We start from the raw sequence: 13,602 nt of genomic DNA on the forward strand, positions 1-13,602 counted from the left end.
ACCCTGTAGGAGCAAGTTTCTTCATCACAAAAGCTGGATCTGACTTCAATTTTGAGTGTGGGGTGCGACCCCTGTGGCGAGGGAGCTTGCTCCCGCTGGGCTGCGCAGCAGCCCCAAACCAGCCAACTCACTATGACTGCCCAATGGGTTGGTCCTCCCAAGCCACCTTGCGGCCCACACCCAAAGTACCGCACCCGCCAGCCTCGCCGTCTTACACCCAAACTGCCGCGCCGGGCCGGCGCTGCCAAAGCATCCGCCAATCGCTCCCAAGGCAGCGTATGACGTGCCCTGGCGCCTTTCGATAATCGCCTCCGACATCCCGTCCCCTGTTGCGGAGCGCGCCATGCACAACAATAAAAATACCTGCCTGCGTTTTTTGCCTGCGGTCATCGCCGGTCTTTCCAGCCTGGGCCTGACGCCTTGGGCCCACGCTGAAATCATGCTGTACGACAAGGACCAGACCACCTTTTCCACCGACGGCTACATCAACGCCTTCTACGTCAACAGCGACGTGGACCGCGCCGGTGAGCAGTACGACCGTCGGCAGGCGCGGGTCAAGATGGGCTTTTTGCCCAACTACCTGGGTTTCAACATGGGCAAGCAGGTCGATGACCTCAAGCTCGGCGCCCGGGCCTCGTTCTGGGTGACCATCAACGACAGCGAAACCAACGGCACCGACACCGCCATCGACGTGCGCCAGTTCTACGGCACCGTGGCCAATCCGGAGTGGGGCGAGGTGCTGGTCGGCAAGGACTTCGGCCTGTTTGCCCGCTCCAACATCCTGCTGGACGAGCTGCTCGCCGGTTATGGCCAGGTCAGCGATACCCTGGGGCTGGTGGACGGCGGTGGCGTCTCGTTCGGCAACATCGGCAGCGGCTATCCGTACCCGTTCCCGACCTCGCAGATCACCTACCGCACGCCAGTGATGGAGGGCTTGCGCGTGGCGGTGGGGATCATGGACCCGGTGGACACCAACGACAACAGCGCCACCGGCAAGGCCTACCAGGAAAACCCGCGTACCGAGAGCGAGATCACCTACCAGTTCGACCTGGGCGGGGCGAAGATCTACAGCTGGCTCAACGGCAGCTACCAGACTTCGGACAACACCGATTCCACGGTCGAATCGGTGACTTCCAAAGGCCTGGGCTACGGGGTGCAGGCCAAGATGGGCGGGCTGTCGCTCACCGGTTCGGGGTTCCAGGCCAAGGGCATCAATCCGTTTTTCACCAACAACGCCGGTGAAGCGACCCTGCGCAATGTCGACAGCAAGGGCTATCTGTTACAGGGCTCGTACAAGCTGGGCAAGAACCGCTTGGCGCTGTCCTACGGCAAGACCGATGACGACGGCAACGGCGTGGTGGGCAGTGGTGCCGATTACGAAACCCGTGGCATTGCGCTGTTCCATGACATCAACGACAACCTCAAGCTCGTGGCCGAGTACAACCAGTTCGAAATCAATGGCCACGATACGAGCGCCCAGAACGAAGATACCGACACGTTTGCGGTGGGGGCGGTGCTTACCTGGTAAGGGTGAAACGTGGTGTGTCAGGCCTACTTTGGGGCCGCTTCGCAGCCCAGCGGGAGCAAGCTCCCTCGCCACAGGGGTGCGCTCGTACTCAAAAATGAAGTCGACCACTGCTTTTGTGGCGAGGGAGCTTGCTCCCGCTGGGCTGCGAAGCAGTCCTGAGACCTGACACCCAGGTGTCTCAGAGCGGTTGATATTGGGGGCTGCGCATCAGCCCCTTTTTTTCAATGCGACGTCCCCTCGGCAAACTCGATCTTGTTGCCGACGTTGTACTTGCCCGAAGGCTTGTTCATGGGCAGTCGCTTGATTTCCTCAAGGGTGTCGCTGTCGTAGACGATCAGCGCGCCATCGCTATCCCAGATGCTCAACAGCAGGTAGCGGCCATCGCGGGTGAACTCGACATGGGCGGCGGTCTTGCCGGGCATGGGCCGCAGGGTGTGGGCGATTTCCAGGGTCTGTTTGTCGATCAGGTGGATGGCATCGTTGTCCGGGCCGAAGAACACATCGGTCCAGGCGTAGCGGGAGTTGGCGTGACTGCGCAGGAAGAAACCCGGCCCCAGCGTGGGGATCTGCTTGATGACTTTCCAGGTGTCGAAATCGATCACCGAGATCAATCCCTTGCTGATGTTGGGCGTGGCGAACACCCAGTGTCCATCGCGTTTCCAATAGGTCCCCGAGCCCAGGTGTGGCATGCCCGGCAGCGCGATGTCAGTGACGATCCGCCCGGTGTCGAGGTCGATCACCTGACCGCCCTGGGCCTTGCGGGAGGTGGCGAGCAACTGCCGGTAATCAGGCGAGAAGGAAAAATCATCGAGGTAATCCTCGGCCTCGATCCGCCGGGGCACGAAGTCCGGGTTCGGTCCGGTGGGCAGTTCCCAGACCTCTTTCACGTCTTTCAAGGCCACGATGAAACTGTTGCGCGGCGGGGCGGTATACACCGCACTGACCCGCGAAGCCTGGCCGTCCAGCCCCACCGTTGCAACGGTCTTGACCAGTGACAGGTCGCGGGCATCCAGCACCACCAGGTTGCCGGGCAGGGTGTTGCCCACCAGCACCCAGCGCCCGTCCTTGCTCACCGCCAGGTTGCGGGTATTGAGCCCGGCCCGCACCTCGGCGATGAGCGTGAGGTTGTGCAGGTCATACAGGCTGATCCAGCCGTCCCGGGAGGCGAAATAGACGAAGCGTCCATCCGGCGAAAACTTCGGCCCGCCATGCACCGCGAAATGTGAGGCGAAGCGCGCCAGGACTTCGAAGCGATCGCCGTCGACGATATCGACGTGATGATCACCAGCCTCCACCACCACGAACAGGTTCAGCGGGTCGGCGTGGTGCTGGGGTTTATCGGGCAGGCTGGCGACATCCGCCAGCAGGCGATGGCTGCGGCGCGTGTCGTCCTCGCTCCAGGTCGGTTCGACGGCGGGTGAACGCTGGAGATAGTGGGTCAAGCCATCGATCTTTGCAGGCTCGAGCACCGCACCGAACGCCGCCATCTGGCTGGCCGGGCGGCCATTTTCGATCACCTGGCGAATTTCGTCGGGCTTGATCCGGCTCAGGCTTTGCGGCAACAGTGCCGGCCCGGCAGCGCCGATGCGATTGACCCCGTGGCACTGCTGGCAGTGTTGCTGGTAGGTCTGTTCAGCCAATGCCAGGTCCGCTTCAGGCACGGAGGCGCCGTGGACGGCGCCGATCCATAGCAACGGGGCAAGCCAGCCGAGCCTCATGACGCCACCCTGGTCATACCTGGCTGGCGCGGGAGGGTCGGGTGCAGACGGGCTGGATGTTCCAGCAACTGATGGGCAAACAAGCCGACCACCTTGCCGATCACCGTCAAGGTTGGCAGGCCCTCGGCGCACGCCTGCGCCAGCTCCGGCAATTGCTGGAGAGTACCGCGCAGGACCTGCTGGTCGGGGCGCGTGCCGTTGCTGATCAACGCCGCCGGCGTATCAGCCGCCAGGCCCGCCGCGATCAACTGCGTGGCAATGGTGCCGAGGTTCGACAAGCCCATGTAGAACACCAGGGTCTGGCTGTCATCCGCCAGGCTCTGCCAAGGCAAGTTCAAGTCGCCTTCGCGTTGCAAATGACCGGTGATGAAACGGCAGGAATTGACCAGGTCGCGATGGGTCAAGGGAATGCCGGCGTAAGTGCTGCAACCGGCCGCGGCGGTGATACCGGGCACGATTTGGCAATCGATACCTCGCGCCAGCAGATACTCCAGTTCCTCGGCGCCGCGACCGAAGATGAACGGATCGCCGCCCTTGAGCCGCACCACCCGTTGTCCCTGGTCGGCCAGGTCGGCCAGCAGTTCGTTGATCTGTGGCTGGGGCAGGCTGTGGCAGCCGGCGGCCTTGCCGACGTAATGCCGGGCGCAGGTGAGTGGAATCAGGGTGAGCAATTGCGCGCTGATCAAGCGGTCGTAGACCACCGCGTCGGCCTGCAGCAACAGGCTCCATGCGCGCAAGGTCAGCAGGCCCGGGTCACCGGGGCCGGCGCCGACCAGGGCGACCTCGCCCGGTCTGAAGGGCGATTGCAGGGCAGCGGGCAAAACGATGGAGGCAGGCATGGGACTTCCTTGGTTCGGTATCAGGTTCGCCGTCGGTTCATCAGGCGCAGGGCAGCGCAACGCTGGGGATCGGGTGCACGCCAATTTCGTCATCGCTGAGGTGGCAGCCGGGGTCCTGGCCCCACAGGTCGCCGTCGGCCCAGGCGCGGGTACGGGTATTGCCGTTGCAGATGTCCAGCCATCGGCATTGCCCGCAGCGGCCGCCCACGGCCCGGGGGTGTTCGCGCAGCTTCAGCAGCAGGGCATCGGGGCGATCGAGCCAGAGGATCTTGAACGGTGTCTGGCGCACGTTGCCCACCGAGTGCTGCCACCAGTAGGTATCGGGGTGGACTTCGCCGGTATTGTCGATGTTGGCAATGCCGCTGCCCGAGGCATTGCCGCCCCAGGCCCGCAGCATCTGCTCCAGTGCGGTGTAGTGCTGGGGCAAGTGCCGGGATACCCAGTGCAGCAAGAGGATCGCATCGGCATCGTTGTTGCCGCTGACGAAGTCACTGTCGCGTCCCTGTTCGATGTCGCGCCAGGCCCTGTCGAAGATCAAGTCCATGGCCTCGCGGCTCATCTGCTGCTGGGCATCGAGCTTGCGACTGCGCTTGCCGCGGCCGCTGTAGTTGAGGTGCGACAGGTAGAATTTCTGTACGTCGTATTCATCCATCAAGTCCAGCAAGCGTGGCAGCTGGGCATGGTTTTGCTGGGTGAGGGTGGTGCGCAACCCGACCCGGATCCCTTGCTCGCGGCAGAGCCGGATGGCCGCCATGGAGCTGGCGAAGCTACCCTTGAGCTGGCGGAATTCATCGTGGGTCGCTTCCAGGCCATCGATGCTGATGCCGACGTAGTCGAAATTCGCCGCGGCAATCAGTTCGATGTTGGCGGCGTCGATCAATGTGCCGTTGGTGGACAGGGCCAGGAAAAAGCCTTTGTCGCGAGCATAGGCACTGAGCTGGAACAGATCGTCGCGCAGCAACGGTTCGCCGCCGGACAGGATCAGCACGCGCACGCCGGCATCATGCAGGTCGTCGATGACCCGGAGTGCCGCCGCTGTGTCCAGTTCATCGCGAAACACGCTGTCGGCGGATGTTGCGTAACAGTGCTTGCAGGTCAGGTTGCAACGTCTGAGCAAGTTCCAGATCACCACCGGCGGGCGCTGGCTGCCCGGTGGCGCGACACGTGGGGCGGGGCAGTGCCCGGCCAGGGCTCGCAGGTAGTGGCTGATCCTCAACATAAGTCGCTCCGTGGGAGCAAGGCTTGCCCGCGATGAAGCTGATGCCGCTCTTCAGAAACCGACGCCCCTGTTTCGCGAGCAAGCTTTGCTCCCACAGGCGACAGCCGCAGGCCGGTTTTTTTCAGGATACGGCTGCTCACCAGCATGTCGTCGGCGGCGCAGGCGTCCCCCAGCAAATAGCGCAGGTGTTCGCGGTAGCGGTCGATTTCGTCGCGGCTGCGGCCGTGGACCATGGCGAACAGGTTGTAGCGCCAACCGGGTCGGCGCGGGCGCCGATAGCAGTGGCTGACAAAGGGCTGTGCTCCCAGCAGGGCGCCGAGGCGTGCGATATCGGCATCGGCCACGTCCCACACCGTCATGCCGTTGTGGCGATAACCCAGGCGATAGTGATTGGGCACGGCGGCGATGCGCCGGATCGCGCCTTCGGCCTGCAGGCGCTTGAGCAGGTCGAGGGTGGATTCCACGCTCAAGCCCAGTTGTTCGGCCAGCCAGGCCCAGGGGTCTTCGAGCAAGGGCAGGCCGGCCTGGGTCAGTTCCACCAAACGCAGGGCCAAGGGCGTTTCATCCAGCCATGGCGGCGCTTGCCACAACGACTCAGACGGGGAAGTACAGGCCGACATGGTAGGTCTCCTCTTTGGGCAGGTTCAGCGGCACCAGGCCGGTCAGGTGCTCGATGCGCAGCAGGGTGTCGTTGATCGCCTGTTCGCTGGGGCAGGCGAGCACGAACCACATGTTCCAGGTGTGTTCGCGGCGGTAGTTGTGGGCGACTTCGGGCATGTCCGCGAGCAGCTCGGCGATGGTTTCGAAGCGCGATTCGGGCACCGCCAGTGCCGCCAGGGTGAACGCACCGCCCAGGCGATCGATGTCGAACATCGGGCCGAAGCGGGTCAGCACGCCGTCGTTGAGCAGTTCATGCAGGCGGTCGAGCAGTTCGGTCGCATTGCTGTCCAGTTCCTCGGCCAGGGCCTGCCAAGGATGACGGACCAGTGGCAGGCCCAATTGCAGGCGATTGATCAGGCGCCGGTCGAGGTCATCCATCGCTGCGGGCTCCGACCGGTGCGGCGAAACGTCCGCCGCATTGCTTGAACAGGTGCGTGCTGAACAGTAGCTGGTGGGGCAGGTCGTCCAGCAGGTGTTCTTCCAGCAGCGCCTGGACCTGGGCCTCGACGCGGTCACGCTGGCGCCCGTGGATCATGCAGAACAGGTTGTATTGCCACTGGGGCAGGCGCCGTGGACGCTGGTAGCAAAGGCTGATGCCCGGGGCCTGGCCGAGGCGCCGGCCGACTTCATCGACCAGGGCGTCCGGCACATCCAGCACCAGCATGGCGTTAGCGGCAAACCCCAAGGCGCGATGGTTGACCACCAAGCCGACACGACGGAACAGGCCCTGTTCATGCCAGCGCTGCACCTGTTCGAGCACCTGTGGCTCGCTGGCCTCGATCTGTTCGGCCAAGGCCTGGAAGGGACGGGATGTCAGGGGCAGGCCGGTTTCCAGCAGACGGCGCAAGGCCAGTGACTGTTGTTCGCTCAGGGTGATGTTCATGGGGTGGCCTCCAGGGCAAAGCCCAGGTCGATGCGGTAGGCGGTGAGCATGGGCAGGTCCAGGGGCGTGAGACCGGTGTCGTGTTCCAGTTCCTGGAGGATGTTGTCCAGGTGCGCCCGGTTGGGGCCGGTCAGCACGAACCAGAGGTTGTAGCGATGTTCCCGGGCATAGTTGTGATTGACTTCCGGGTATTGACTGACGCGTGCCGCCACTTGGTGCAGGCGGTCTTCGGGCACGGCCAGGGCGGCGAGGGTGCTGGCCCCGGCGCGGGTGTGTTCGAACACCGGGCCGACCCGCGATAAGGTCCCGGCCACGTGCAGGTGTTGAAGGCAATCGATGACCTGGGCTTCGCTGCAGCCCAAGGTCTCGGCCATGGCCCGATAGGGTTCGGCGCACAATGGCAGGCCATGCTGGAATCGATCGATCAGGCGCCGGGCCAGTGAGCTGGGTGTCATGGTCAGTACCCCGACTTGTGTGCGCGACTGCTGAAGAAAATGCCGCTCGGGCTCAGGGCCGGTAGGCTGCCCAGGCGTTCGAGCCGATACGGGTTCCAGACCTGGACCTCGCCACCGTCCCGGGCGGACAGCCACAACTGGTCACCCCGTGCGGTGAATTCCATGTGCAGCACCGCCGGGCCTGGCCGTAGGTCGGCGACGATGGCGTGGGTCTGGGTGTCGATGACCTGGACGCGGTCGTTGTCCGGATAAGCGAAGTTGACCCACAGTTGCCGGCCATCCGGTCGCGCCGTGACGAACACCGGTTGGCCGGCCACGGCGATGGCGTCGGTCTGCTGCCAGTCCTGGGCATTCATCACCAACACCTGGTGATGCCCGACGGCGGGTACGAAGGCTTGTTGGTCGGCGATGGCCCAGCCTTCCAGATGCGGCATCTTGTACACCGGCAACTTGTCCTGGCCGCGTCCGTAGTGCCCGAGCAGCCGTTTCACGCCGCGCTCCGGGTGCCAGAGGTCGAGCTGGGCCATGCCGTCCTCGCCGAACAGCCCGGCCATGTAATAACGCCCGTCGGGGGTGATCAGGGCGTCGTAGGGTTGCTGGCCGATGGCGGTGAAACGCTCGATGCGCGGGGTAAGGCCCTGGCTGAAGTCGGCGGTCCAGATCTCGCCGGTGTCGAACAGGCTGAACACGAAGCGTTGTCCCGGTGCATCCACCAAGCCGACCACGCGTGAACGTTTCTGGCCGCCGGGCAACGGCGTGGCCGGGATGTCGGCGACCTGTTCCAGGGTCCGGGCATCGAATACCTTGACGCCGCCGGGCTCGTAGTTGGAGACGGCGATCAGCTTGCCGTCCTGGCTGATCGCACCGCCGATGCTGTTGCCGCCCTGGATGATCCGGCGCTCGATTTGTGCGCCCAGCAGGTCGACTTTGCTCAGGCCACCGTCGCGACCGAACACATAGGCGTAGCGCTGGTCGCGGGAGAACACCACCGAGGCGTGGGACAGGTCGCCCAGGCCTTCGACACGGCCCAGGGCGGTGCGGGTGTCGCTTTCGATGATTTGCAGGCTGCCGCTGGCGCGTTCCACCACCACGCCCAAATCGCCGGTGCCGCGCAACGGTGTCTGGGCGCAACCGCAGAGCAGCAGGGCGATGGCCGAGGAGGACAGGAGAGAACGGATCATGGGGCGGGTTTTCCTTGAAGGAGCCGGTCCACCAGCCAGCGGATGTCGTCGGGTTCGAGCAGCGCGGCCCAACCGGGCATGGCGCTGCCGGGCCGGCCGAGGGTGACGGTGGCGATGAGGCTGTCGCGGGATTTTCCGGCCAGGGCTTCGTGGGTCAGGGGCGGGCCGAGGCCACCGGTCAGGTACAGGCCGTGGCAGGCGCCGCAATCCTGGTCCAGCAGGTGTTGCAGTTGGGCCTGGCGCTGGCTGTCGGGAGCGGCCAGCACGCAGGCGGAGAAAACGAAGAGGAGGGCGGTTATCGGGGTGGTGATGCGGTGTCGTTCCATGACGTCCTCCTGAAAAAATTGCACCGCTTTTGTGGCGAGGGAGCTTGCTCCCGCTGGGCTGCGCAGCAGCCCCTTGGGTTTGCCTGACACACCGAGTCGTCAGGGTGCTATTTGGGGCCGCTTCGCAGCCCAGCGGGAGCAAGCTCCCTCGCCACAGGTATCAGGCAGATCCTGCCCAGTTATTTAAGGGTCAAGACCCACGCCGCGAGGATCTTGGCTTCTTCCTCAGTCACCGGGTTGGCCGGCATCGGCATCGGTCCCCAGTTGCCTTGCGTGCCTTCCTTGATGTGTTTGGCCAGTACCGCCTCGGCCCCTGCGACACCGGCGTTTTTCGCCGCGACTTCCTTGAGCGCCGGGCCCACCACTTTGGTGTCGATGGCGTGACAGGCCGCGCAGGGCTTGCTCTTGAACAGTGTCGGGCCGTCTTGCGCCAACGCCGGCAGGCTGTAGGCGGCGGTCAAGGCCAGTGCGATCAGAATAGGCTTCATGATTTTTCCTCTTATTGATGGGGCTCAATAGATGTCGTGTTGGGTGTTGTAGACGTTGAATTTCCCGGTGGGGGTGATCAGGCGCTTGTCCTTGATCACGTTCTTGACCTTGAGGGTCTTGTCGTCGATCACCACCAGTGCCGACTCGTCTTCCTGGCCGCTCCAGACCGAAAACCAGACCTCGTCGCCGGCCTTGTTGTATTCCGGTTGCACCACGCGTAATGCGCCTTTCTTGATGCCGGCGTATTCGGCAATCGGCAGCACGGTGTAGCCGGCGTCGAGCTTGTCGATGTTGAACACCGCCACCGACTGGCTGAGCTTGGCGTCGGGGCTGAGGGTGGTGTCGACATACAGGTGGCGCGACGCGGGGTGGGTCTTGATGAACAGCGAACCGCCGCCTTGGCCCTGGAGCGAAGCGACCTGTTTCCAGGCGTATTGCGGATGCTTGACCGGGTCGGTACCGATCAACGAAACCCCGGCATCGCCCAAGTGGCTGGTGGCCCACACCGGTCCGTAGAGCGGATGGTTGAAGTTGGCGCCGCGGCCTGGGTGCGGGGTCTTGCCGACATCCACCAGGGCGGTGAGCTTGCGTTCCTTGGAGTCGATCACCGCGACCTTGTTGGAGTTGTTGGCGGCCGTCATGAAGTAGCGATGGCTGCTGTCCCAACCGCCGTCATGAAGGAACGGTGCGGCGTCGATGCTGGTGATGGTGAGGTTCTTGATGTCCTGGTAGTTGACCAGCATCACCTTGCCGGTTTCCTTGACGTTGACGATGAACTCCGGCCACTCGTGGGAGGCGATGATCGCCGCGACACGCGGTTCGGGATGGTATTGCTGGGTGTCGACGGTCATGCCCCGGGTCGAGACGATCTGCTTGGGCTCCAGGGTCTCGCCGTCCATGATGGTGAACTGCGGCGGCCAGTACGAACCGGCGACGGTGTACTTGTCCTCGTAGCCCTTGAATTTGGAGGTTTCCACCGAACGGGCTTCGATACCGACCTTGATTTCCGCGACCTTGGTCGGCTCTTTCGGCCACAGGTCGATCATGTCGATCTTGGCGTCCCGGCCGATCACCAGCAGGTAGCGCCCCGACGCCGAGATGCGCGAGATGTGCACCGCGTAGCCGGTGTCGATCAGCTTGACGATTTTCTTGCTGTCACCGTCGATCAAGGCAATCTTGCCGTCGTCGCGCAGGGTCACCGAGAACAGGTTCTGCAGGTTGAGGTTGTTCAGCTGCTTGGTCGGGCGGTCCTCGGGTTTGACCAGGACCTTCCAGGTCTTGAGGGTTTCGGCCATGCCCCATTCCGGCGGTGTCGGCGGGGTGTGCTGGATGAACTTGGCCATCACCGTGATCTGGTCTTTGGTCAGGGCGTTGGAGGTGCCCCAGTTAGGCATCCCGGCGGGCGAGCCATAGGTGATCAGCGCTTCCAGGTAAGCCTGGCCGCGGGACTGGGTGATGTCGGGTGTCAGCGGCTTGCCGGTGGCGCCTTTGCGCAGGACCCCGTGGCAGCCGGCGCAGCGCTGGAAATAGATTTCCTTGGCCGAGTCGAAGTCGGCCTGGCTCAGGTCCGGTGCGCCTTCGGTCTTGACCACCCGGGGTGACTCCGGCGTGGTGGGTTGGTCGGCGAAGGCGTAGGGAGCAACCAGCGCTGTACACAGCGCCGTCACCCTCAGGGCCCACGTTTTTTTGTGGCTGATCAGCATTCCATTTCTCCTCAGGCATGACCCGCGCTGCGCTGTAAATGACGTTCGGCGCGCAGGTTCTTGGTGCGATGCAAGGCTATGCCCAGGGCGGTGGTGAGCCGCTTGACGGCGATCAAGTTTGCCGGCCGCCGCCCTTGCCAGGTTGTCGCAGGGCACCGTAGCGTGGCCGGCAATCGTGTTGTCTGATCAGGCCCTCGCCATGAACGCTATCCACACTTTGCAGCACCCCGACGAACCCTTTTATCAACCCCAGGACAACGAACAGGCGATGTTCGAACAAGCCTGGCATCACGGCATGCCGGTGCTGATCAAAGGCCCCACCGGCTGTGGCAAGACCCGTTTCGTCCAGCACATGGCCCACCGCCTGAAATTGCCGCTGTACACCGTCGCTTGCCACGATGACTTGAGCGCGGCCGACCTGGTGGGCCGTCACCTGATCGGCGCCCAAGGCACCTGGTGGCAGGACGGGCCCTTGACCCGGGCCGTGCGCGAGGGCGGCATTTGTTATCTGGATGAGGTGGTCGAGGCGCGCCAGGACACGGCGGTGGTGCTGCATCCCTTGGCCGATGATCGGCGGCAGTTGTACCTGGAGCGCACCGGCGAAGTGCTGCAGGCGCCGCCGTCGTTCATGCTGGTGGTGTCGTACAACCCCGGTTACCAGAACCTGCTCAAGGGCATGAAACCCAGTACGCGCCAGCGTTTCGTGGCGATGCGCTTTGGTTATCCGGCAGTGGTCGATGAAGAACGCATCGTCGCCCGCGAGGCGGGTGTGGACCTGGCACTGGCCGCCCAAGTGGTGCGGCTCGGGCAGGCCCTGCGCCGGCTCGACCAGCATGATCTGGAAGAAGTGGCGTCGACGCGCTTGCTGATTTTCGCCGCGCGCATGATCGGCTCGGGCATGGACCCGCGCCAAGCCTGCCTGGCCTGCCTGGCCGAGCCGTTGAGTGACGACCCGCAGACCGTTGCCGCGTTGATGGATGTGGTCGATGTCCACTTCGGCTGAGGCCGTTGGCGTGTCCCGGCGGTTGCCCGGGGACCTGGCGATGTGGTTTTTCATCCTCGCCGAGTTGTCGGTGTTCGCGCTGTTGATCCTGGCGTTCACCGTCGCCCAGGCGTTGTACCCGCAGATGTTCAGCGAGGGCCGGCAGTTGCTGGACCGGTCCACGGGCCTGGCGATGACCCTCAGCCTGCTCACCGCCGGCCTGTTCGCCGCCCTGGCCCAGGAGCAAGTCAGGCAGGACCGGCCGCGTCGAGCCGCGCTGTTGTTGTGCGGGGCGTTGTTGCTCGCCTGCGGTTATGTGGCGATCAAACTCACGGAGTATGCCCATCTCTTGGCGAACGGGCTGGGGATGGAGCACGACACGTTCTTCACCTTGTACTGGATCCTCACCGCGTTTCATTTCCTCCATGTGCTGCTGGGCATGGTGATCCTTGCCTGGCTGGCCGAGGGGTGTCGGCGAGGTCGCTATGGGGCGCAGCGCAACAGTGGGCTGGAGTCCGGTGTGCTGTATTGGCACATGGTGGATCTGGTCTGGGTGTTGCTGTTCCCGGTGGTCTACATCCTTGATTGAGCGGAGGTGCTCATGTCGGCTTCCCGTGTCTTGATCGCCTGCTGGATGGCGCTGGCCGTGCTGAGCAGCGGCACCGTCGCCCTGGGCCAGGTCGCCACCAGCGGGTTGGTGTCCATCGCCATCCTGGCGGTCGCGGTGACCAAGGCCTGGCTGATCGCCGACGGTTTCATGGAGCTGCGCCATGCGCCGCGGTTGTGGCGGCGGTTGGTGTTGAGCTGGGCGGTGGTGCTGGCGATTGCGATCTCGTTCGCGCTCTGACGCCCGACATTCCCCCCCGTGGCGAGGGAGCTTGCTCCCGCTGGGCTGCGAAGCGGCCCCACCAGCAACAACTCAATCCATCTGACACACACCGCGCCAGCAGGTTTTAGGGTCGCTGCGCAACCCAGCGGGAGCAAGCTCCCTCGCCACAAAAGCTCACCTGCCTTTCTGGCAGTGTTGGAACACCCCAGCAAAACACAAAAGCTCACCCGTCTTTTCGAGCGGTGTTGGAACAACCCACCAAAACCATCGGAGATTCTTGATCGCCATCAAGCGGTTCCGGACCCCTGGCTTCCTAGAATGGTCACGCCAAGCAATGAGGAAGTGACCATGTCAGATACCTTCACCAAAGGCATGGCCAGGAATATTTACTTCGGGGGAAGCATCTTCTTCTTCCTGATATTCCTGGCCCTGACCTACCACACGGAACAGACCTTTCCCGAACGCAGCAACCAGGCGCAATTGACGGAATCGGTGATACGCGGCAAGGGCGTCTGGGAGCGCAACAACTGCATCGGCTGCCATACCTTGCTGGGCGAGGGCGCGTATTTCGCGCCGGAGCTGGGCAACGTGGTGAACCGGCGCGGTGGCGACGAGGCTTTCAAGCCGTTCCTGCAGGCCTGGATGAAAATGCAGCCGCTGAACGTTCCGGGTCGTCGGGCCATGCCGCAGTTCAACCTGAGCGAGCAGGAGGTCGACGACATCGCCGAGTTCCTCAAGTGGAGCTCGAAAATCAACACCAATGGCTGGCCGCCAAACAAGGAGGGCTGAG

Annotated in this window: 16 protein-coding genes; 5 read left to right on the forward strand and 11 right to left on the reverse strand. The window is 63.7% G+C overall.

Going from position 1 to position 13,602, the window contains the following annotated elements:
* Positions 1-343: 343 nt before the first annotated feature.
* Positions 344-1,528, forward strand: coding sequence for a porin (locus tag ACLH0I_RS14250; protein WP_411387428.1), 1,185 nt, complete (start codon positions 344-346; stop codon positions 1,526-1,528).
* Positions 1,529-1,749: 221 nt separating this feature from the next.
* Here the strand turns inward: ACLH0I_RS14250 and ACLH0I_RS14255 are convergent, their stop codons facing one another.
* The 11 genes from ACLH0I_RS14255 to nirS form a co-directional block, all read right to left on the reverse strand.
* Positions 1,750-3,246 carry a cytochrome D1 domain-containing protein gene (locus ACLH0I_RS14255; protein WP_411387429.1) on the reverse strand — a complete coding sequence of 499 codons (1,497 nt, stop codon included), beginning with the start codon at positions 3,244-3,246 and terminating at the stop codon, positions 1,750-1,752.
* Positions 3,243-4,085 (reverse strand): uroporphyrinogen-III C-methyltransferase, encoded by an 843-nt coding sequence (gene cobA / locus ACLH0I_RS14260; RefSeq protein ID WP_411387430.1) that lies wholly within the window; start codon positions 4,083-4,085, stop codon positions 3,243-3,245. The genes ACLH0I_RS14255 and cobA overlap by 4 nt, the downstream gene beginning before the upstream one ends.
* 40 nt (positions 4,086-4,125) lie before the next feature.
* A complete protein-coding gene (nirJ, locus tag ACLH0I_RS14265; RefSeq protein WP_411387431.1) occupies positions 4,126-5,304 on the reverse strand; it encodes a heme d1 biosynthesis radical SAM protein NirJ in 1,179 nt (392 codons plus the stop codon).
* Positions 5,298-5,924: an Lrp/AsnC family transcriptional regulator gene (locus ACLH0I_RS14270; protein ID WP_411387432.1), complete on the reverse strand. Its 627-nt coding sequence runs from the start codon at positions 5,922-5,924 to the stop codon at positions 5,298-5,300. Before ACLH0I_RS14270 ends, nirJ begins: the two co-directional genes overlap by 7 nt.
* A complete protein-coding gene (locus ACLH0I_RS14275) occupies positions 5,899-6,342 on the reverse strand; it encodes an Lrp/AsnC family transcriptional regulator (protein ID WP_250963167.1) in 444 nt (147 codons plus the stop codon). The genes ACLH0I_RS14270 and ACLH0I_RS14275 overlap by 26 nt, the downstream gene beginning before the upstream one ends.
* The gene (locus tag ACLH0I_RS14280) at positions 6,335-6,847 is read right to left on the reverse strand and encodes an AsnC family protein (RefSeq protein WP_250963166.1); all 513 of its coding nucleotides are present in this window, start codon (positions 6,845-6,847) and stop codon (positions 6,335-6,337) included. The genes ACLH0I_RS14275 and ACLH0I_RS14280 overlap by 8 nt, the downstream gene beginning before the upstream one ends.
* Entirely contained in the window at positions 6,844-7,302 is a 459-nt protein-coding gene (locus ACLH0I_RS14285) for an Lrp/AsnC family transcriptional regulator (RefSeq protein WP_411387433.1), read from the reverse strand. The genes ACLH0I_RS14280 and ACLH0I_RS14285 overlap by 4 nt, the downstream gene beginning before the upstream one ends.
* A gap of 2 nt (positions 7,303-7,304) precedes the next feature.
* Complete coding sequence (locus ACLH0I_RS14290; protein WP_411387434.1) at positions 7,305-8,483, reverse strand: cytochrome D1 domain-containing protein; 1,179 nt, start codon at positions 8,481-8,483, stop codon at positions 7,305-7,307.
* Positions 8,480-8,809, reverse strand: coding sequence for a c-type cytochrome (locus ACLH0I_RS14295; protein ID WP_250963163.1), 330 nt, complete (start codon positions 8,807-8,809; stop codon positions 8,480-8,482). Before ACLH0I_RS14295 ends, ACLH0I_RS14290 begins: the two co-directional genes overlap by 4 nt.
* Before the next feature lie 179 nt (positions 8,810-8,988).
* On the reverse strand, positions 8,989-9,297 hold the full coding sequence (locus ACLH0I_RS14300) for a c-type cytochrome (protein WP_250963162.1): 309 nt from the start codon (positions 9,295-9,297) through the stop codon (positions 8,989-8,991).
* A gap of 24 nt (positions 9,298-9,321) precedes the next feature.
* Complete coding sequence (gene nirS, locus ACLH0I_RS14305) at positions 9,322-11,001, reverse strand: nitrite reductase (protein ID WP_186704968.1); 1,680 nt, start codon at positions 10,999-11,001, stop codon at positions 9,322-9,324.
* A gap of 268 nt (positions 11,002-11,269) precedes the next feature.
* On the opposite strand from nirS, the gene ACLH0I_RS14310 reads away from it, so the two are divergent.
* The 4 genes from ACLH0I_RS14310 (at position 11,270) to ACLH0I_RS14325 (ending at position 13,601) form a co-directional block, all read left to right on the forward strand.
* Complete coding sequence (locus ACLH0I_RS14310) at positions 11,270-12,004, forward strand: CbbQ/NirQ/NorQ/GpvN family protein (protein ID WP_411387502.1); 735 nt, start codon at positions 11,270-11,272, stop codon at positions 12,002-12,004.
* Entirely contained in the window at positions 11,988-12,572 is a 585-nt protein-coding gene (locus ACLH0I_RS14315) for a cytochrome c oxidase subunit 3 family protein (protein ID WP_411387435.1), read from the forward strand. The genes ACLH0I_RS14310 and ACLH0I_RS14315 overlap by 17 nt, the downstream gene beginning before the upstream one ends.
* A gap of 12 nt (positions 12,573-12,584) precedes the next feature.
* Positions 12,585-12,830, forward strand: coding sequence for a cytochrome C oxidase subunit IV family protein (locus tag ACLH0I_RS14320; protein WP_411387436.1), 246 nt, complete (start codon positions 12,585-12,587; stop codon positions 12,828-12,830).
* Positions 12,831-13,160: 330 nt separating this feature from the next.
* A complete protein-coding gene (locus tag ACLH0I_RS14325) occupies positions 13,161-13,601 on the forward strand; it encodes a c-type cytochrome (protein ID WP_003202495.1) in 441 nt (146 codons plus the stop codon).
* Position 13,602: the final 1 nt, after the last annotated feature.

The sequence above is a fragment of the Pseudomonas sp. MPB03 genome (assembly GCF_046605385.1).
Taxonomy (GTDB): domain Bacteria; phylum Pseudomonadota; class Gammaproteobacteria; order Pseudomonadales; family Pseudomonadaceae; genus Aquipseudomonas; species Aquipseudomonas zanjanensis.